The following is an 18,407-nucleotide window of genomic DNA, read 5'->3' as shown; positions in this document are numbered from 1 at the left end:
TAAAAGTACAACATTCAAGGGGTTCCCCGATGATGGCAGGCAAACCATTGTCCTTAAATGTCTAAAACTTGTTCTTTTTGAGAAGGATTTGATACCCGGAAATAAGGAAAGCCCCGCCAAATAATTCCGGCGAGGCTTTCTTAGGTAAGTCTGTGAGAGTAGCTAAGCTGTTGAGCAGGTCTATTCTACAACCAGCTGGCGGGTGGCGGCGGGCTGGCCATCCACTATGAGGCGCATCAGATACAGGCCGGGCTTGGCAGTGCCGGCTTCCCAGCGCAGCTCCTGCGGACCGGCCGGCAGCATCACCGCAGGCACAGTAGCCACACGACGGCCCAGGGCATCAACCACGCTTAATTCGACCCGGCCGGGGCGGGCCAGATTGAAGCCCAGCGCAGTGCGGCCATTGGTGGGGTTGGGGTAGAGGCTCAGCCCCGCGGCCAGGTCGGTGCGGTCGCGCACGGCCGTATTCACCCCAGCCGGGCCTGCCACGGCTATGTCGCGGGCTGCCAGGCCATTTCCAATGGCTCCCACCAGCGTGGTGGCGCCCGTGGTTAGGTTCACGGTGTAAAGGTTGGTGTTGGCGGTGGTGCCGGGGTTCGCTACCAGGTAGGCTGTGTTGGTGCCGGCCACCGGCGAGTAAATATCCATATCCAGACTGGAAGCCGTGGCGTTGGCCGTGATGCCCGAGGTGCCCACCGTGTTCAGGGTGCCGTTGTTGGGTGGGTTTTGGGTGGTGAGGATGTTCAGGCTCAGGTCGTAGTTGTAGAGGGTGGTGGCGGTGGCAAGGGGGCCGGCCACGCTGTTGGTGTAGGCCACAGCCCCGATGTTGGGCGTGGCAGCGGAATTGACATCGGTGGTGGCGTAGGCCAGCTGGGTATCGGTGGCGGCAATGGTGCCATCGTTGGGGTTGAGGCGGTAGTTGGCGCGGTTAGACGACGTGACGCGAATGCGGTCCACCGTCGGGTTGAAGTCGAAACCAACTTTGCCCGTGCCCAGCTCTAGCCGAATAGCCGAGCCAATGGGTGTGGCCACACCCGTTACCGCGCTTATCGAATACACCTGCGCATTCAGCCCGGGCGTGGCCAGCGCCGCATCGTAGCCCAGCGCGAAAAGCGTATTGGTGAAGGGCCGCACGTCCAGGCCCACCAGGGTTTGGGTAGCGGCCACGCCCGTGATGCCCAGCGAGGTGCGAATGGTGCCCGGTAGCGCCGTATCAAAGGTTAGCAGGTTGGTGCCCGACAGAGCGTAGGCCAGGTTGCCGGTCACGGTGGCCGGCACCGTGCGCGTGATTTGCAGGGCAATGTCTGTGACCGGCGGCGTGAGGTTGCCGCCTATGGCCCCCACCAGCGTAGTGGCACCCGTGGCGAGATTGACGGTGTAGAGGCTACTGTTGGTGGTGCCTGGCGTCACATTGGGTAGTGCCGTGAGGTAGGCTACGTTAGTGCCTGTGCTGGTATTGAAGTAGATATCCAGGTCGGAACTGCCAAAGTTTGCGAAGCCCAGTGCGCCCACCGTGTTCAGGGTGCCGTTGTTGGGCGGGTTTTGGGTGGTCAGGCGGGAGTTGGCTTCGTCCACGTTGTAGAGCGTGGTGGCCGAAGTCCCGATGTAGCTGTTGGTGTAGGCCACAGCCCCGATGCCGGGCGTTTGGGCGGCGTTGGGGTCGGTGGTGGCGTAGGCCAGGTTGGTATCGGTGGCGGCCAGGGCTCCGTTGGTGGGGTTCAGGCGGAAGTTGGTGTTGTTGGAGCCCGTCACCCGAATACGGTCCACAGTCGGGTTAAAATCAAAGCCGATGCGGGCAGTATTAGTGCCCAGGTTGAGGGTGAGGAGCGAGCCCACGGCCGTGAGCGCGCCGGTGGTCACGTTCACGGTGTAGAGCTGCACCTGCGTGGTGGCCGCAGCATAGCCCAGTGCAAACAGCTGGCCGGTATTGGGGCGGCTATCCAAGCCCACCAGGGTTTGGCCGGTGCCCAGCCCGGTGATGGCAGTAGTGGCCGTGTACGTACCCGGGGCCGTGGCCTGAAAGGTAACCAGGCTGGTAGCGGTGGCCGAAGTTTGCAGGCCGAAAACCGTTTGGGCGTGGCTTGGTGCAGCATTCAGCAATAAAAGCCCGGCTGTAGCTGCTGCCAGCCATTGCGAAGTAGAACGGTGTTGCATGACAATAGGTGTTTTGTGAAGATTTGATGAACTGCATTGAGTTACGAAGGCCAACTCAATGCAGATTGATTTTAATGGCATTTTAATTCAGGTAGTTACCGCGTAAAAGTCCACTCTGTCGCACTCCCCAAATCACCCAAAACGAAAAGCCCCCACCACCCGCAGGCGGGCAGTAGGGGGCGAAATGCAACGGTGTAATTAGCCGCGTCTTACCAACGGGGCCTCTGCTTCAGGCCAAAGCCGCGTAGTTGTGGCTCTGAATCAGTGCTGCGCCTTTAGCGGCTACCACGGCACGGGCTTGCCCTGCCAGGTCACGAAGCTGCCGTTTTCCTCGGCATGCAGCTGCTCGGCCATGCGAATGATGCCACGAGCCGAGTCGGCGGGCTCCTGGGTGGCGTGGTCGCCGCCCATGTCGGTGCGCATCCAGCCCGGGTCTACCAGCACCGAAATCAGGCCCATGTGGCCGATTTCGGCCGCCAGGCTGCGCATGTACATGTTCAGGGCGGCCTTGCTGGCGCTGTAGTGGTAGGGGTCGCCGGTGGCTTTCCACGTCAGCGAGCCCTGGCCCGACGAGATGCTGAGAATGCGCCCCTTGCGCCCGGCGCGCAGCAGCGGCAGCAGCGCCTGCGACACCAGCAGCGGCCCAATGGCATTCACCTGCATGGTTTCCATGGCGTCGTCGTGGGTGAGCTGGCCCAGGCGCTGGTGGGCGTCGCCGGAGCCCGCGTGCGGGTACACCCCGGCGTTGTTGATGAGCACATCGAGGCCGTCGGTGGCGGCCTGCACGGTTTGCACGGCCGCCGCGATGGAAGCCGCATCGGTCACATCGAGGGGCAGCAGCACGAGGCGGTCGGCGTACTGTTGCTTCAGCGATTGCAGCTCGGCGGCCTGGGCGGGCTGCCGGCTGGCGGCGAATACCTGGTCGCCGCGCTCCAGGTACTGGCGGGTAAGTTCGAGGCCCAGGCCCCGGTTGGCTCCGGTGATGAAAGCGCGCATATGATGTTCTACAGAAGTAAGTGAGAAGAGCAGTAAGGCAAACGAATGCGCAGTTTACGTACAAAAGCCCATCCCGCCACAGGAGTAGCCCGTTTAGCCGCCTGTTTCTGTCCGAATTGTTTTCTTGCGCCCCTTATGACCCCGCTTATCACCTCCCTCAGCCCGGTCGACGCCCGGGCGCTGCTACCCCAACTCCACGAGCTGCTGCACGATGCCGTCGACTCCGGCGCTTCCGTCGGCTTCCTGCCGCCACTGCCTGCCGTCGAAAGTCAGGACTACTGGCAGAGTGTTATCAAAGCCGTTGAGGACGGGCACCGCGTGCTGCTGGTAGCCCGCCAGCCCGGTTCCGATGGCCTCCTCGCCACCGTGCAGCTCGACCTGGCCACCCGCCCCAACTCCCTGCTGCGCGCCGAAGTATCGAAGCTACTGGTGCACCGGCGGGCGCGCCGCCAGGGTCTGGCCCGGCAACTGCTGGCGGCTGTAGAGGACCACGCCCGCACCCTTGGCCGCACCACGCTAGTGCTTGATACCCGCCAGGGTGACATTGCCGAGCAGCTCTACCAATCGATGGGCTACCATTTTGTGGGCGCTATCCCGGCTTATTTTATCAATTTTGATGGGCAGCCGCACGCCACGGCGGTGTATTATAAGTTGCTGACCAACAATGATGATTGAGATAGATATAGGGCCGGACTTTGGCTAGCGGCCGTATTTTGCCTGTAAATAGGTTTGCAAAATGGCCATTCCCGCTGCCGTTTCGCTGGTGGCAGAATTGGTGAAGAGGATGAACGCCCGGTCGGCTTCTTTGATGAGCTGCACCTGGGTGGTGAATGCTCCTGCATTACCCTCATTATAAGCCACATGGTGGTGGGTGTCGGCATCAGTTTTATTGAACCAGCCGAAGGAAAAAACCGGCATTCCGAACAACAGTTTTTCAAAGGTAGCCGGCGGCAAAATGGCTGCTTCGCCCTTCAGGCCTTTCAACTGCAACTTGATGAATTTCAAGTAATCAATCAGCGCTACGTTGATATTGCCGGCGCTTAGCAGCCAGTTCAGCTTGTAATTGTCAGCGGGCGGCAGGGGCAGGCCATCGGGGTTGTGTCCCCACGGTTGCAACGGGTTAACCAGGTTAGGATAATCAAAGCCAAAGTCGATGCCATAGGCTTTTCCACAGCTCGTTACCAACTCTTTGTACGATTTTCCTGAGGCTTTTTCCAGCATCAGGCCCGCCAGAATGTAGTCGGCATTGGACGGGGTGAGCCCGTTTTGGGCCTTCATTGGCGGTTGGGCAAGAAAGTATTTGGCCAGTAATAGCCGCTGGCTGGCATTGTCGCCGGTGATTTGCGCCTGGGTGGGCTGCTCAAACGTGTAGGTGTAAGCTGGTAACTTGCCCCGGAAGGTGAGCAGATTCTGCAACGTGATGCGCCGGTAGCAAGCTCGGCTGGTCGGTTTCAACTCCGGAAACAGGTCCAGAAAGGGCGTATCCCAGGTTATTTTCCCCTGCTCGACGAGTACCGCCGCCAGAAAGGCGGTAATGGCCTTGGTATTCGAGCCAATGTGGAACCGGTCAGTGGGACGCGCCTGAAAGTCCGTATTCACCCGCTGCACCCCCAAAGTCTGCATCTCCAAAACCGAATCGGCGGACACCACGGCATAGGCCAGCTCGGGGATGTGATACGCCTGCCGCACGCTGTCCGCGTAGGCTTTGCTCGCCTGGCCTCGCGCATGCAAGTTGATGACTAATAGGGTAATGAATAAGTAAATTGCCTTCATCACAGGGAGTATAATAAAAAAGGAGACAGCAGTAGGGGCTGCTGTCTCCTTCATCAGAAGCGAGTTGCCGAAACGGTGGCACTACCCCGCCGCAATGGCCTTGCGGCGCGAGCTGGTTTTAGGCAGGCGCTCCTCGCCCTGGGCCAGCAGTTCGTCGTCGCGCTCGGTTTTCTTCACCCAGCTCACCGAGTACAGGTCCTTGCGACGGTCGCGCAGGTTGCGCACCGCCCCGCTGGTATTCAGGTCCTTGAGCAGGTCCAGGTCGAGGTCGGCAATGAGCGTCATCTCCGTGTTCGGGGTGGCTTCGGCCACGATGGCATCGTGCGGGAAGGCAAAGTCCGACGGGCTGAACACGGCTGACTGCGAATACTGAATGTCCATGTTCTCAACGCGCGGCAGGTTGCCCACCGAGCCGGTGATGGCCACGTAGCACTCATTCTCAATGGCGCGGGCCTGGGCGCAGAGGCGCACGCGCTGGTAGGCGTTTTTGGTGTCGGTCCAGAAAGGCACGAACAGAATTTTCATGCCCTCGTCGCTCAGCATGCGCGAAAGTTCCGGGAATTCCACGTCGTAGCACACCAAAATGCCGATTTTGCCAAAATCCGTGTCGAAACACTTCAGCTTATCGCCGCCGCGCATGCCCCAGTAGCTGGCTTCGTCGGGCGTCACGTGTAGCTTATATTGCTCATCCACAGTGCCATCGCGGCGGCATAGGAAGGCCACGTTGTGCAGCTTCTCATCCAGATAAACCGGCATCGAGCCGGCTACGATGTTGATGTTGTAGCTCACGGCCAACTCCATCATCTTGGCCTTGATGGGCTCGGTAAAGGCCGCCATGGCCCGGATGGCCACGGCAGGAGAGTCCTCGTTGGTGAGAGCCATGAGCGGGGCGTTGAAAAACTCCGGAAACATCACACAGTCAGCCTTGTAGCCGCTCACGGTGTCCACGAAGAATTCGATTTGCTGCAGTAAATCTTCCAGCGAGCGGGTGGCGCGCATTTGCCACTGCACAATGCCGATGCGAACGTTGGACTTCGTGTTGCCGATGAGCTTTTCCGTCTCCTCGTAGTACACGTTAATCCATTCCAGCAGCGTGGCGTAAGCCTTTGATTCCGAGTCGTAAGGCAGGTAACCGCGAATGATTTTACGCACGTAGAAATCGTTCGAGAGCTGGAACGTGAGGATGGGGTCGGTGAGCTCCTTGTTGCGCACCTTTTCCACGTATTTGGCTGGCGTCATCTCGTTGGCATACTGGGCGTAGCCGGGAATGCGGCCGCCGGCCACCATGGCGCGCAGGTTCAGGTTTTCGCACAGCTCTTTGCGGGCATCGTAGAGGCGGCGGCCCAGGCGCAGGCTGCGGTATTCGGGGTCCACGAAAACGTCGACGCCGTAGAGCGTATCGCCGTCCGAATCGTGGGTGTCAAATTTGCCGTTGCCCGTAATCTTGGCGTAGGTGTGCTTATCGCCGTACTTGTCGTAGTCCACAATGATGGCCAGGGCGGCGGCCACCAGCCGGCCGTTGTCCTCAATACCAATCTGGCCCTCCGGAAACTTGCGGATGAGGGCGCTGAACTCGTCGGCCGACCACGCGCCTTCCATGTTGGAATATACCTGGTCCATGATGTCCTTGATGGCCTTGAAATCGGAGCGGCGCAGTGTGCGCAGCACCAGCTTGTGAGCCGGCACGGCGGTGGGCGTGAGGCGCTCGGCCGCTAGGGCCGGGGCGGGCTTGCCCACTTTTTTGGCGTGCGCGCCGCCGGGCGTGGCCTTGCCGTTGGAGGCCGTGGGCGCGGCAGATTTGCCGTTGGAAGAAGTTGCCATAAAATCGAAAAGCGCTGTGTAAAGAGAGTGGGCCGCGAGCCGGCCCGGTGGCCGGTCATGGACTCAGCCCGACAAAATTACCCGTAAAAAAAACCCGTTGGCGGCGTTCGCCAACGGGTACTTCAACGGAAAAACGGTCAAAACGGTGCAATGTTCCGCCGATGCTACTCGCGCACCAGCCGGCGGGTGGCGGTGCCCTGGGCGGTTTGCACCGTCAGGAGCAGCACCCCCCGGAAGGTGCCAAATGCATCGGCCTCAAGGCGAATGGTACCGGAATGGCTGCTGAAGCTGCGCCGAAACAGCTGCCGGCCCACCACATCGGTGGCCGATACCGTGAGCGGGCCGCTACCGGCGGGCACCGTCAGGGTGAGCGGCGTGCCGATGGTGGAAGGGTTGGGGGAGGCAGTCAGCACGGCATCGGTAGCCGCGTCGCGGGTGGCCGTGCGGATGATGCGGCGGTAGATGTCGCGGTATTCCACGCCGGTCACGGTTTCCGTGCCGCCAATGGTGCGCGTGGTGATGGTGAGCAGCGGCACGTGCTGGGTTTTGGCCAGCCACTTATACTCGCGGGTCAGCGGAATATCGAAACCCTGACCGGCCGTGCCACCGAAAGCCACGCTGTCGTGGTCAATAAGCTTAGTAACCACGCGCACCGTCTGGAACGAGCCGAAAGGCGTGACGAGCGTGCCCCAGGCATCGGGTGTGTTCACGCGCTTGCGCTTCTGGCTCAGGTAGCCCACCGTGGCCACGGCCGCCGGCGTTGAAAAGAAGGAATTGCTGGAATCGGGCAGGCTGGCAAAGCTCAGCGGAAAGCGGTAAATCACGTCCTGCTGGGCCGCGCTGGCATACGTAACGGGAATGGCCGTGCCGCTGAGCGATGCGCCAAAGCCCACCGAACGGAAGTCCTGCTGCGCCGCTCCCGCCAGCGAAGTGGCGTAGAACTGGTAAGAATCGGTGATGGGAATGGGCAGGGCCACGGGCAGCGGCAATGCCTGCGGCGAAGCCACGGTGGCCCGGTTGGCCCCCCCCAAAGGCCCGAAAATGAAGGAATACGTGAGCGAGGTAGCCGCCACGCTGCTCACCGATACGAATGATTCGACCCGCTGCGAGGCGGGGGTGAGGGTGCTGTAGTTCCAGGTTTGGTTGGCCCCGCGCCGGCTCAGGGGCGGCACGGTGCTGGGTAATGCCGGGCTGGCCACGCTCAGCCGCAGGCTGTCCACGGTAGTCGTGGTGGCCGGCATATCGGTCCGGTCAATTATCGGCGAAACCTGGGCTAGCGCTGGTGCGGCAGTGAGTAGCAAAAGGGGTAGGAGTCGACGCATAGAGCTAGATAAGGGATGGCCACGAAGATACACTCCACCGCCTCTTCGTCGAAAAAACAGGGCTTGATACAAAGGTTTTTGGCCCAGATGCAATGGTAGCGCTTTGGGCTATACCTGATGCTATATCTTTAACCCACTTTCCTGAAAACCGTGACCGAGCGGTATTACTTATTGCTTATGCAGAAACGCTACATACTTCTACTATTGCTGGGAATGTTGCTGAACGGCTTTGCTGGCCGGGCGCAGCTGCTCAATGGTTATCAGTTTCAGGCGCAGGCTGGTGCCTACGTGCCGCTGGGGGCAGGAGCGCAACGCGTTACGGCGCTCGAAACCGATGAGGCGCTGGTGCGAAGCATTCCGCTGGGGTTCATTTTTGCGTCCAGCGGCTACTATTTCACAAGCGTTGATTTGTCGTCGAATGGCTGGTTGGCCTTTGGCGTTTATACTAACTACAACGCAGACCCGGTTAGCTTTCCCTATCTGCACGCTACCGGATTGTGGACGGTCGCACCGCTGTGGGCCAATTTGAGTGGCCAGGGTGGCACGGCCAGCTACCAAACCACGGGCGTAGCGCCCAACCGTGTGTTCGTGTTTGAGTGGCGCGACTGGCGTTGGGACCGGTTGGCGTCGCAGGCCGTGGTTTCGTTTCAGGTGCGCCTGTACGAGGGCAGCAACCGGATAGAGTTTGCTTACGATGCTGGCCCAGGCACCATCAGCCAGGCTTCCAATGATGCCCGGGCCGTTATTGGGCTACTGGGAATGGCCAATACGGCCGGAACCCGAATTCTGCTCAGTGATGCCGGTTCGGCCCCCACGCTCAATGCCCCCACGCAAGCCCCAATTCTGGCCCGGCCGGCTACCGGGCAGCTGTATAGCTTTACGCCCACACCCAATACGCTGCCGCTATGCCCGGTGCCGGTTACGCCCCGGCTCGGCATTCTGCGGCGCGACAATGCCCGCATAAACACCAGCAGCAGCTCGGGGGGCATCTACCGGGTGCATTACGGGCCCCGTGGCTTCGTGCTTGGCAGCGCCGATGACCAGGTGGCCCCGGTGGCCGCCGTCGATACTGCTCACTTGTCCAACCTGATTCCGGGCATTGAATACGAAGTGCTTACCGAGCTTGAGTGTGGGCCGGGGGCCGGCCCGTCGCGCTCGGGCCGGCTGCTGTTTCGCTCCGTGCCGGTGCCCAGCAACGACGAAGGCAGCAGCGCCCGCTGGCTGCCGGTACTCACCAACCTGAACGTGTTGAACCTGGCCTACGGCTCTACCCAATACGCCACGGCCTCATCGAGAACCCCGCTGGCAGCTTGCGGCACTGCGCCGACATCGCCCGTGGGCGGTCTGCGCGATGTCTGGTATGCGTTTCGGGCCACGTTGAGCAGCCATGCCATTGGGTTTTACCAGGCCACTGCGCCCTGCGTGGTGGAAGTGCGCAATGGCGTGGGGCCGGCCTCCAGCGTGCTGAGCTGCTGGCGGCCAGCGCCCTCCGGTGATAATGACACCATTCGCCTGACTAACCTCACGGTTGGGCAGGCGTACTTTATCCGCGTGTACCCCACCACGGCTTTCTCCAACATTGCTTACGAGGATTTTCGGGTGGGCGTAACCGGGGCACTGCCCGCCCGGCCCGGCAACGACAACTGCGCCCAGGCCATTACACTTCCCGTAAGTGCCGCGCCAGGCACCGCTACGGCGGGCACGCTGGCGGCCGCTACCGCCAGCCTTGTCAATGCCCTCAACGCCACCGGCAGTTGTACGGGCAGCCCCTTGGCGTCGCGCGATGTCTGGTACCGCTTTGTGAGCCCCGGCCCGGCGGTGGTGGTGCGCTTCGAGCCAGGTTTTGAAGGCGGCGTGGAATGGCTCAGCACCTGCGGCAGTCAGCCTCCTTACCCTGCCCAGTGTGTGCAGGTGCAGGCGGGCCGCACAGGCCGCCTGGCTCTGACTGGCCTCACGGCGGGCAGCACCTACGTCCTGCGGGTGTACCGCTACAGCGAGTACGTGCTGTATGACGACCTCCGCTTTCGCCTCACCATAACCACTCCCGAAGTAGCTCCGCCCAACGACGACTGCACCCAGGCAACGGTATTGCCCGTTACGCCGGTGGGCCAGGTGGGCGTTAGCGGCACCTTGGCCGGAGCCACCAGCTCGGGCATTGCCCCCGGCACGGGCTGCACCTGGCTGAATGGCACCAACCCGCCCGCGCCGGCCGCGCCCACCACCGCGCAGGATGTATGGTACCGGTTCACGGCCACTGCTGCCCAGCATGTGCTCACGCTAAGCGCGGGCACCGATGCCCTACTCGAAGTGCTGGCCGGTGGTAGCGGTGGCCTCGCGCCCTGTGCTGCGGGCGCGGGCGCGCCAGTCCGGCTGGGCTGCACCTTTGCCAATGGCGCCGATTGGGCCAACCCCACGCAGCGCCTGCCCGGCCGGGTGTTGCTGAGCAATCTGGTGGTGGGCCTGCAATACTGGGTCCGGGTGTACGGTGCCTATGGCAGTACGCCGGCCTTGCCCACCGGCCAGCCCGATTTCGACCTCAGCCTGCATACTTGGACTGCGCCCGCCAACGATAACCCCGCGCAGGCCCAGCCATTGGTGATGTCGCCCACTGCCGAGCCTTGCACTACCGGAACCGTTTACACCTTGGATGGAGCTACGCCGAGCCTGCCGGCCGCGTCGGGCTTCCCCGCTACCCGTGACGTGTGGTTCTCGTTTGTAGCGCCGCCGGCCATTGCGCCCAGCCCGTATGCAAGCGCTGTAGTACGGTTCAATTTCTCCCAGCCGTTACTGGATGGCAGCATTGAGTTGCGGGATGGCACGGCCTCCACGGCTACCGTCCTGAACAGTGTGGGCACGAGTGCCGGAATCCGCTCGACCGGCTATTATGGTGTGGCCTCGGCGACACTAGTTCCGGGGCAAACGTATTATGTGCGGTGCACTACTACCCTCGTCACGCCCGAGCCCAGCAGCCAGTTTAGCCTGTGCCTTTCCCCGCGCATTAGCAACGACGAGCCTTGTGGGGCTTTGCCTCTACCGCTTTCACCCCTGAGCGGGCAGTGCCAAGGCTCGGTGCGCGGCACTACGTATTGGGCCAGCACCAGCACCACCAATACCGGCCTGTTGCTGCCGATAAGCAACTGCAATAGCGGCGATACTCGCCCGCTGGATGTGTGGTACCGGGTGGTGCCCACTGGCGCGGCGTTCACGCTCCGCTGCGATGATTCGACCCTGGACCTGGCCCGGCTCTACCGACCGGTGTCGGCGGCGGGCTGTTCCGGTGCACTCCAGCTGGTGAGCTGCCAGGGCAGCCAGGTCAAGGCGGGCTCGCCCACCTTGCCCCTGGGTACCGTGCTGTTTGATAATCTGGTGCCGGGACAACCCTACTACCTGGCCGTATCAACCCGCACCTACAACTTGGTCCCCACGGCCGAGTTCACCCTCTGCGCCCAGGAAGCATTGGCGCTGCTTACCAGGCCAGTGCTCGCAAGCGCTTCAGCGTCCGTGCTTTGGCCCAACCCAGTGCCGACGGGCCAGGTGCTCAGCGTGCAGCTACCTACTACGGCCCCGGCCACCGCCATACTGGCACAATGGCTGACGGTGTTGGGCCAGCCGGTGCCGGGCCGCAGCGCCCGGGCCATTGCGCCCGAAGCCGATGGCACTGTCCGGCTCTCCACTACCGGCTGTGCGCCCGGTTTTTATCTGTTGCGATTTTGGGGAGTTGACGGCCGCCCGCTGTTTACCCGTCGCGTAGTGGTCGAGTAATACGCAATCCAACAAAAAGGCCCGGGACTATCCAGTCCCGGGCCTTTTTGTTGGATGCGCAGCACGTCTACACACCGGTCATCTCGGGCACCTCGCCGGCGGGCACCACCAGCTTGCCGGCGGTGGCGGCCACAATCTGCTCCACGGTCACGCCGGGGGCGCGCTCGCGCAGCACGAAGCCGTCGGGCGTCACGTCGATGACGGCCAACTCGGTCACGATTTTCTTCACGCAGCGCAGGCCGGTGATGGGTAAGGTGCAGTTAGACAGCAATTTGGAAGAGCCGTCGCGGGCTACGTGCTGCATGGCTACGATGATATTCTTGGCCGACGCCACCAAATCCATCGCGCCGCCCATGCCCTTCACCATTTTGCCGGGGATTTTCCAGTTGGCAATGTCGCCGCGCTCCGATACTTCCATGGCACCGAGGATGGTGAGGTCGACGTGCTCGCCGCGAATCATGCCGAACGAATCGGCTGAGGAGAAGATGCTGGAGCCGGGCAGCGTGGTCACGGTCTGCTTGCCGGCGTTGATGAGGTCGGGGTCGACCTGGTCTTCGGTGGGGAAGGGGCCCATGCCGAGCAGGCCGTTTTCGGATTGCAGCTCGACGTTGATGCCGGCCGGGATGTAGTTGGCCACCAGCGTGGGAATGCCGATGCCGAGGTTGACGTAGGAGCCGTCTTTCACTTCCTGGGCGATACGCCGGGCGATGCCGTGTTTGTCTAACATTGTTTTCGGGACCACGGATTCGACGGATTAGTCGGATTTCGCGGATTTTGTGGGTGGGAGTTAGGAGAAAAAGCTGAAATTATCGGGTGCCCGAGGCGGCTGGCGCAGCCGTGCTGGCCGGCGCTTGCTGATTAGGAACAAACGACTCGTACACCGCTTCTTTGAATTTGCCGGCCAAATCCCGGCCGGTGCTGTTGGGGTATTTCTGGGTGTAAATCAAGCCCACCAGCTTCTGCTGCGGGTCGACCCAGTACGTGGTGCCGAAAATGCCGCCCCACTCGTAGGAGCCGGCCGACAAGCCCGGTACCCGCGCATTTTCGGGCGTGGTGATGCTGAAACCCAGGCCAAACTTGTTGCCGCCCTGGCTCACAGCACCCATCTGGTTCTGGGTGATGAGGGCTATGGTGGCGGGCTTGAGCAATTGGCGGCCCTGATACGTGCCGCCGTTCAGCATCATTTGCAGAAACCGGGCGTAATCGTCGATAGTAGAAGACAGGCCCGCGCCACCCGAAAAGTATGTGCCTTTGGCCTTCGGATAATCGGGACGCATGCGGCCCAGCGGCTGCATGGGTACGGTTTGTTTCGCGGCGTTTTCGGAGTAAAGCTCCACGAGGCGGGCCTGCTTATCGGCGGGCAGGTAGAAGTAAGTGTCCTGCATGCCCAGCGGCTCAAAAAGCCGCTTGTGCAGGTACTGGTCCAGCGACTGACCCGAGAGCACCTCAATCAGGCGGCCCAGCACGTCCACGCTCAGCCCGTAGGTGAACCGTTCGCCCGGCTGATGCATCAGCGGCAGCTTGCCCAGCGCGTCCATCCAGGTAGCCAGCGTGCCCGAAGGCGTGCCAATGCCGCTCGGAATACCCGCTTTGGCATAAATGGCCGTGGCTTCCCGCGTCCCAATCACCGGGTAGCTGATGCCCGAAGTGTGAGTGAACAGCTGCCGGATGGTGACCGGACTATTAGCCGATACCGTGGTGTAGGTAGAGTCCTTCGGGTTAAAAGTGGCCAGCACCTGCGCGTTGGCAAAGGCCGGCAGGTACTTCGCAATGGGGGCGTCGAGCTGGAATTTGCCTTCGTCGTACAGCATCATCAGCCCCACGCTGGTCAGGGCCTTGGTCTGGGAGGCGATGCGAAAAATGGCATCGGTGCGGAGCGGCGTTTGGTTGGCAAGGTCGGCCACGCCGAAAGCGTTGCGGTACACCACCTTGCCATCGCGCAGGACCAGCGCAATGGCGCCGGGCACGCGGACGGCGGCCGTGTACTCAGTCAGCAGCTGGTCGATGCGCCGGGCGCCGGCCGGGTCGACAGTAGCAAGAGCCGCCGCCGGATTGGCCGGGGTGGAGCGCCGTGCTTGGCGAGCCGGCGCGGCTACCTGGGCAAACGCGCCGGGGCCGCTCAGCAACAACAGCAGGACAACGGCGGACTTTTTCATGGGCTAATCTCAAGAACAGGTTTTGCGCGGCCGGGGAGGGGTTAGGCCCGCACCGTGCGCTGCTCAATGCGTTTCTCGTACTGCGCGCCCTGGTAGATGCGCTGCACAAAAATGCCCGGCGTGTGAATCTGGTTGGGGTCGAGCTCGCCGGCGGGCACCAGCTCTTCCACTTCGGCCACCGTGATTTTGCCGGCCGTGGCCATCATCGGGTTGAAGTTGCGGGCAGTGCCTTTGTAGATGAGGTTGCCAGCCGTGTCGCCCTTCCAGGCTTTCACGAAGGCAAAATCGGCGTGCAAAGCCGTTTCCAGCAAGTACATTTTGCCGTTGAACTCGCGGCTTTCCTTGCCTTCGCCCACCTCGGTGCCGTAGCCGGCGGGGGTAAAAAAGGCCGGGATGCCCGCCCCGCCCGCCCGGCAGCGCTCGGCCAGCGTGCCCTGCGGAATCAGCTCCACTTCCAGCTCGCCGCTCAGCAGCTGGCGTTCGAATTCGGCATTTTCGCCCACGTAGCTCGAAATCATCTTGCGCACCTGCTTGGTTTGCAGCAACAGGCCGATGCCGAAGTCATCGACGCCCGCGTTGTTCGAGATGCAGGTGAGGTTTTTTACGCCGAGGCGCAGAATTTCCTGAATCGAGTTTTCGGGGATGCCGCACAGGCCGAAGCCGCCGAGCATCAGGGTCATGCCATCGGTGAGGCCCTGCAGGGCAGCTTGCACGTTGGGAACGGTTTTGTTTATCATGGGTGGGTTTTGGGGGAGGCGGCCGGAGCCGGCGGCAGGTAATTCACGGGTAAAAATTCACCCATTTTTTCGAACCCCCAGTATTCGTCAGTAAATACGGCCAGCGGGTTCGTCAATTGGCCGTTGGGTTGAATCTCGATTTCGCGCATCATCAGCACCAGCTGCGACACCTGCCGGTCGGCGGGCGGCAAGGGCGCATTGGCGGGCCGCGCCGTGCGTATTTGGTAAAGCGGGTCGGGTGCTTCGCGCAAGTAGCTCACCTGCAGGTTGTCGCGGAAGCGCAGGAAAATCGGCTTGCCCCCGGCTGCCACGCGGCGTAGGCTATCCACGGGCAAAAGCTTTGTGTAGAGTAGCGAAAACGCCCGGGGTACTTTTGCCCAGTGCCCAATCGAATCCTGCTCGGCGCGCGTAAAAACTGAATTCAGATGCTCCCGCAATAATTGGCGGCGTAGGCTGTCGGCCTGAGCAAAGCGCGGATTGACTACGATGCGCAGGCGCTGGGCCGTAAATCCTTCCTCGGCCACCCGTCCGTTCCGCACGCTCCGCAGAAAATGGGTGAGCGAGCCGTGGTAGGCCGCCGCCCGATTCGCCTCCCAGCGGCGCTGCTGGCGGGTATTGCGGGCCGTCATTTCCTCAAATACCGGCTGGCCGTAGAAGCTGACGACGTGCTGCGTAAAGTTGGTGTTGAAGCGCAGCCCGTAATATTTGATGCGGTAGCCGAGGGCCTGATTATCAACCTGCACGAAGTTAATGGCCGTGGCGGTTAGTTCATTGGCGTTGGGGTCGAAATCGACTAGTACATCATCGGGGTTGCGGATGCGGCACTGGCGCGAAAACGTGGTGCGGCCCAGAAACAGCTCCGTGAATTTCTGGTAGTCGCTGGCGCGGTTAGGATTGGGGCGCACCACTACTTCGGCGAGGCGGTTGGCCGTGGGAGCCAGTTGCAGCGTGAGCTGCTGCGCCGCCGGCCCAACGGTAATGGACTGCTTGGCCAAACGGTAGCCCACGTAAGAGCCCACCAAGTCATAATTCCCAGCAGGCACGCTGGGGAAATTGAATTGGCCCTGCTCGGTCGTCGTCACGCCCAGCGTGGTATTGGCTAAGAAAACACTGGCAAATGCCAGCGGCTGGCGCGTCACCGAATCCAGCACCACACCGCTCAGCCGGCCCTGCGCCTGCACTCCGCCGGGCCGCACCAGCAGCGCCAGCAGTAGCACAAGCATCAGCGGGAAGCGCATTCGGGCAGACAAAAGACAGAATTTAAAAACAGTTGGCACGCTGTAGAGACGCATACTTGCGGCTCGTCGTTGAACGGCCAGCAAAGCGGCGCGGACGACGAGACGCAAGTATGCGTCTCTACAACAGGCAATTGATTACTGCCGAGGCGCGGCCGTAGATGCCGTGGGTGGCATGTAATCAAACGGCAGAAACTCCCCGATTTTCTCAAAACCCCAGTATTCGCCGTTATACACGTCGAGCGGGTTCAGCAGCGAGCCGTTGGCCTGAATGGCAGCCTCACGGCCCTGCAGCTTTAGGCGCGACACCTGCCGCTTGGCCGGATACGGAATTTTGGGGTAGCCCAGCGGCGACATCGGCCGCTTGTACAGCGGGTCGGGGGCCTCGCCGAAGTGCGCCACCTGCAGCTCGCCCGTGAAGCGCAGGAACGTGCGCTTGCCATTCGGTCCTACCCGGCGGATGCTGTCAATCGGCAGCGGCGCTTGGTTGAGCGTGGCGATAACCGGAGCCATGTCCTCCCATTTATCAAGCGAATCCTGCTCGGCGGCCGTGAATTTGTTGTCGGGCCGGCTGGCCAGCAGGGCGCGGCGCTTCTCGTCGGCGCGCTCGAAGCGTGGGTTCGGACCCACGATGATTTGCTGGGTCAGGAAGCCCTCGGCCTGCACGCGGTTGTTGTACACGCTGCGCAGGAAGTGCATGAAAGAGCCCGTGTAGGCCGTGAGGCGGTTGGCCATCCACTGCTTGCGCTGGCGCTCATCGCGCGGCTTCAGCTCCTCAAACACCGGCTGGCCGTAGTAGGAAATCGAGCCGTCTTCGTCGTTGGCCGCGAAATACAGCCCGTAATATTTCAGGCGGTAGCCCAGCGCCTCGTTGTCAATCTGCACAAATTCCTTGGCCTGCGCGGTCAGCGTCTTAGTCGAGTCGTCGAAGAACACGCGCACATCATCGGGGTTGCTGATGTGGCACTGCGCCGAAAACGTGCTGCCGCCCAGGAACAGCTGCGCGAATTTCTGATACTCCTCGGGTTTATTGGGCTCCGGTTTTACTACTACTTCGCCCAACTGGTTGCCGGTAGGGGCCAGCTGCAGCGTAATCTGCTGCGTAGCCGCAGTCATAGTCACCGACTGCTTGGCTAGGCGGTAGCCTACGTAGGAGCCCACCACGTCGTAAGTGCCGGCCGGCACCTTCGGAAACTCAAACTTGCCTTGCTCGGTCGTCGTCACGCCCAGCGTGGTATTGGCCAGAAACACGCTGGAAAACGCCAGCGGCTCGTGCGTCACCGAATCCAGTACTACGCCGGTCAGCTTGCCCTGGGCCTGCGCCGCACTTCCCATGCCCAGCAAACAGCAAATCAGCAATAATCGCAAATATCTCATTATGAAGCAATAAGGTAAAATAATAACGGCCGGCTAAGCCAGTGCTGCCCGCGTGTTCTGCTCATCCAACGCCAGTTGGGTCGTTAGCGCATCCAAGCCGTCGTATTTTTCTTCGGCCCGTAGCCAGGCCACAAACTCCAGCGTCAGCAGCTGGTCGTATAAGTCGCCGTTGAAATCAAGCAGGTTCACCTCAATCGTCTGGGCCAAATCAGTGCCAATGGTGGGCCGCACCCCAATGCTGAGCATGGCCTGGTGCCACGTACCCGCCGCTGTGGTGGCCCACACCGCGTAAATGCCCCGGGCCGGCACTAACTTCAACGGCTCCTGAACGGCCAGATTAGCCGTCGGATACCCAATGGTGCGGCCGAGCTTCTGGCCGTGCTCCACCAGGCCCGTGAGCGGGTAGTGGTAGCCCAGGTAGCGGTTAGCCGTGGCGATATCGCCCTGGCGCAATGCCTGCCGGATGCGGGTACTGCTCACGCCCACGGCGTCTACGTCCTCGCGGGGAATTTCCTCCACGGTCAGGCCGTAGCGGTCGGCATTCTGGCTAAGATAGTCGAAGCCGCCTTCGCGGTTTTTGCCAAAACGATGGTCGTAGCCAATAACCAATTGCTTGGCTCCCACAGTTTTCAGCAACAGGTTCTGAATATATTCTTCCGAAGTCCACTGCGCAAATTCCTTGGTGAAGGGCACGATGAGCAGGTAGTCCACGCCCCGCTCGGCCAGCTTGGCAATGCGCTCATCCAGCGTGTTTAGCAGCTGCAAATCCAGCAGTTCAGGGTGGGAGGGAGGCGGCCCCAGCACCAGGCGCGGGTGCGGCCAGTAGGTAATCACCACCGATGGCGCACTGCTGGCCTGCGCCACTTCGCGCAGCCGCGCCAGAATGCGCTGGTGCCCCACGTGCACCCCATCAAAGGTGCCGCTGGTCACAACGGCATTGCCAAGAAACGGAAACTGGGCCGGGTCGCGGATGACGTGCATAAGGCGCCGGAGAAGCGTATTTGAAGGGATAAAAACCGCTACGAAGGTAGCGGGCACGGGCCTGAGGCGCGGCAGCTACGCAATAAGCCAGCG

The 18,407-nt window shown here is 61.6% G+C and carries 13 protein-coding genes; 2 read left to right on the top strand and 11 right to left on the bottom strand.

Annotation, left to right across the window (positions count from 1 at the left end):
- Positions 1–180 precede the first annotated feature (180 nt).
- Positions 181–2,154: a DUF4394 domain-containing protein gene (locus ACYVM5_RS01510; protein ID WP_460616413.1), complete on the bottom strand. Its 1,974-nt coding sequence runs from the start codon at positions 2,152–2,154 to the stop codon at positions 181–183.
- Positions 2,155–2,436: 282 nt separating this feature from the next.
- A complete protein-coding gene (locus ACYVM5_RS01505; protein WP_460616412.1) occupies positions 2,437–3,150 on the bottom strand; it encodes an SDR family oxidoreductase in 714 nt (237 codons plus the stop codon).
- A gap of 135 nt (positions 3,151–3,285) precedes the next feature.
- On the opposite strand from ACYVM5_RS01505, the gene ACYVM5_RS01500 reads away from it, so the two are divergent.
- Complete coding sequence (locus tag ACYVM5_RS01500; protein ID WP_460616411.1) at positions 3,286–3,825, top strand: GNAT family N-acetyltransferase; 540 nt, start codon at positions 3,286–3,288, stop codon at positions 3,823–3,825.
- Between the two features lie 24 nt (positions 3,826–3,849).
- Here ACYVM5_RS01500 and ACYVM5_RS01495 read toward each other — a convergent pair whose 3' ends face one another.
- From ACYVM5_RS01495 to ACYVM5_RS01485, 3 genes are all read right to left on the bottom strand, one after another.
- Positions 3,850–4,977 carry a serine hydrolase domain-containing protein gene (locus ACYVM5_RS01495; RefSeq protein ID WP_460616410.1) on the bottom strand — a complete coding sequence of 376 codons (1,128 nt, stop codon included), beginning with the start codon at positions 4,975–4,977 and terminating at the stop codon, positions 3,850–3,852.
- Positions 4,978–5,004: 27 nt separating this feature from the next.
- On the bottom strand, positions 5,005–6,543 hold the full coding sequence (locus ACYVM5_RS01490) for a GNAT family N-acetyltransferase (RefSeq protein WP_460617431.1): 1,539 nt from the start codon (positions 6,541–6,543) through the stop codon (positions 5,005–5,007).
- A 365-nt stretch (positions 6,544–6,908) separates the two neighbouring features.
- Positions 6,909–8,066, bottom strand: a complete 1,158-nt coding sequence (locus ACYVM5_RS01485; protein WP_460616409.1) for a hypothetical protein — start codon at positions 8,064–8,066, stop codon at positions 6,909–6,911.
- 177 nt (positions 8,067–8,243) lie between these two features.
- Between ACYVM5_RS01485 and ACYVM5_RS01480 the strand changes: the two genes are divergently transcribed.
- Positions 8,244–11,828 (top strand): hypothetical protein, encoded by a 3,585-nt coding sequence (locus tag ACYVM5_RS01480; RefSeq protein ID WP_460616408.1) that lies wholly within the window; start codon positions 8,244–8,246, stop codon positions 11,826–11,828.
- Between the two features lie 67 nt (positions 11,829–11,895).
- On the opposite strand, the gene ACYVM5_RS01475 is transcribed toward ACYVM5_RS01480, so the two are convergent.
- The 6 genes from ACYVM5_RS01475 to ACYVM5_RS01450 all read right to left on the bottom strand — a co-directional run bounded on the left by ACYVM5_RS01475 (position 11,896) and on the right by ACYVM5_RS01450 (position 18,314).
- Positions 11,896–12,555, bottom strand: a complete 660-nt coding sequence (locus ACYVM5_RS01475; RefSeq protein ID WP_460616407.1) for a sugar phosphate isomerase family — start codon at positions 12,553–12,555, stop codon at positions 11,896–11,898.
- A 79-nt stretch (positions 12,556–12,634) separates the two neighbouring features.
- Positions 12,635–13,984, bottom strand: a complete 1,350-nt coding sequence (locus tag ACYVM5_RS01470) for a serine hydrolase domain-containing protein (protein ID WP_460616405.1) — start codon at positions 13,982–13,984, stop codon at positions 12,635–12,637.
- Between the two features lie 41 nt (positions 13,985–14,025).
- Positions 14,026–14,721 carry a CoA transferase subunit A gene (locus ACYVM5_RS01465; protein ID WP_460616404.1) on the bottom strand — a complete coding sequence of 232 codons (696 nt, stop codon included), beginning with the start codon at positions 14,719–14,721 and terminating at the stop codon, positions 14,026–14,028.
- The gene (locus tag ACYVM5_RS01460) at positions 14,718–15,959 is read right to left on the bottom strand and encodes a carboxypeptidase-like regulatory domain-containing protein (protein ID WP_460616403.1); all 1,242 of its coding nucleotides are present in this window, start codon (positions 15,957–15,959) and stop codon (positions 14,718–14,720) included. Before ACYVM5_RS01460 ends, ACYVM5_RS01465 begins: the two co-directional genes overlap by 4 nt.
- A 135-nt stretch (positions 15,960–16,094) precedes the next feature.
- Entirely contained in the window at positions 16,095–17,333 is a 1,239-nt protein-coding gene (locus ACYVM5_RS01455; RefSeq protein WP_460616402.1) for a carboxypeptidase-like regulatory domain-containing protein, read from the bottom strand.
- A gap of 33 nt (positions 17,334–17,366) precedes the next feature.
- A complete protein-coding gene (locus ACYVM5_RS01450; protein WP_460616401.1) occupies positions 17,367–18,314 on the bottom strand; it encodes a bifunctional riboflavin kinase/FMN adenylyltransferase in 948 nt (315 codons plus the stop codon).
- Positions 18,315–18,407 lie beyond the last annotated feature (93 nt).

The sequence above is a fragment of the Hymenobacter ruber genome, assembly GCF_054783255.1.
The sequence above is the reverse complement of the archived record's forward strand: the minus strand, read 5'-3'. Positions and strand labels throughout refer to the sequence as shown.

Excerpts from the sequence above, each read along its gene's own strand:
- ACYVM5_RS01510 (WP_460616413.1), bottom strand. The coding sequence starts at position 2,154 with ATGCAACACCGTTCTACTTCGCAATGGCTGGCAGCAGCTACAGCCGGG.
- ACYVM5_RS01505 (WP_460616412.1), bottom strand. The coding sequence starts at position 3,150 with ATGCGCGCTTTCATCACCGGAGCCAACCGGGGCCTGGGCCTCGAACTT.
- ACYVM5_RS01500 (WP_460616411.1), top strand. The coding sequence starts at position 3,286 with ATGACCCCGCTTATCACCTCCCTCAGCCCGGTCGACGCCCGGGCGCTG.
- ACYVM5_RS01495 (WP_460616410.1), bottom strand. The coding sequence starts at position 4,977 with ATGAAGGAGACAGCAGCCCCTACTGCTGTCTCCTTTTTTATTATACTC.
- ACYVM5_RS01490 (WP_460617431.1), bottom strand. The coding sequence starts at position 6,543 with ATGGACCAGGTATATTCCAACATGGAAGGCGCGTGGTCGGCCGACGAG.
- ACYVM5_RS01485 (WP_460616409.1), bottom strand. The coding sequence starts at position 8,066 with ATGCGTCGACTCCTACCCCTTTTGCTACTCACTGCCGCACCAGCGCTA.
- ACYVM5_RS01480 (WP_460616408.1), top strand. The coding sequence starts at position 8,244 with ATGCAGAAACGCTACATACTTCTACTATTGCTGGGAATGTTGCTGAAC.
- ACYVM5_RS01475 (WP_460616407.1), bottom strand. The coding sequence starts at position 12,555 with ATGTTAGACAAACACGGCATCGCCCGGCGTATCGCCCAGGAAGTGAAA.
- ACYVM5_RS01470 (WP_460616405.1), bottom strand. The coding sequence starts at position 13,984 with ATGAAAAAGTCCGCCGTTGTCCTGCTGTTGTTGCTGAGCGGCCCCGGC.
- ACYVM5_RS01465 (WP_460616404.1), bottom strand. The coding sequence starts at position 14,721 with ATGATAAACAAAACCGTTCCCAACGTGCAAGCTGCCCTGCAGGGCCTC.
- ACYVM5_RS01460 (WP_460616403.1), bottom strand. The coding sequence starts at position 15,959 with ATGCGCTTCCCGCTGATGCTTGTGCTACTGCTGGCGCTGCTGGTGCGG.
- ACYVM5_RS01455 (WP_460616402.1), bottom strand. The coding sequence starts at position 17,333 with ATGAGATATTTGCGATTATTGCTGATTTGCTGTTTGCTGGGCATGGGA.
- ACYVM5_RS01450 (WP_460616401.1), bottom strand. The coding sequence starts at position 18,314 with ATGCACGTCATCCGCGACCCGGCCCAGTTTCCGTTTCTTGGCAATGCC.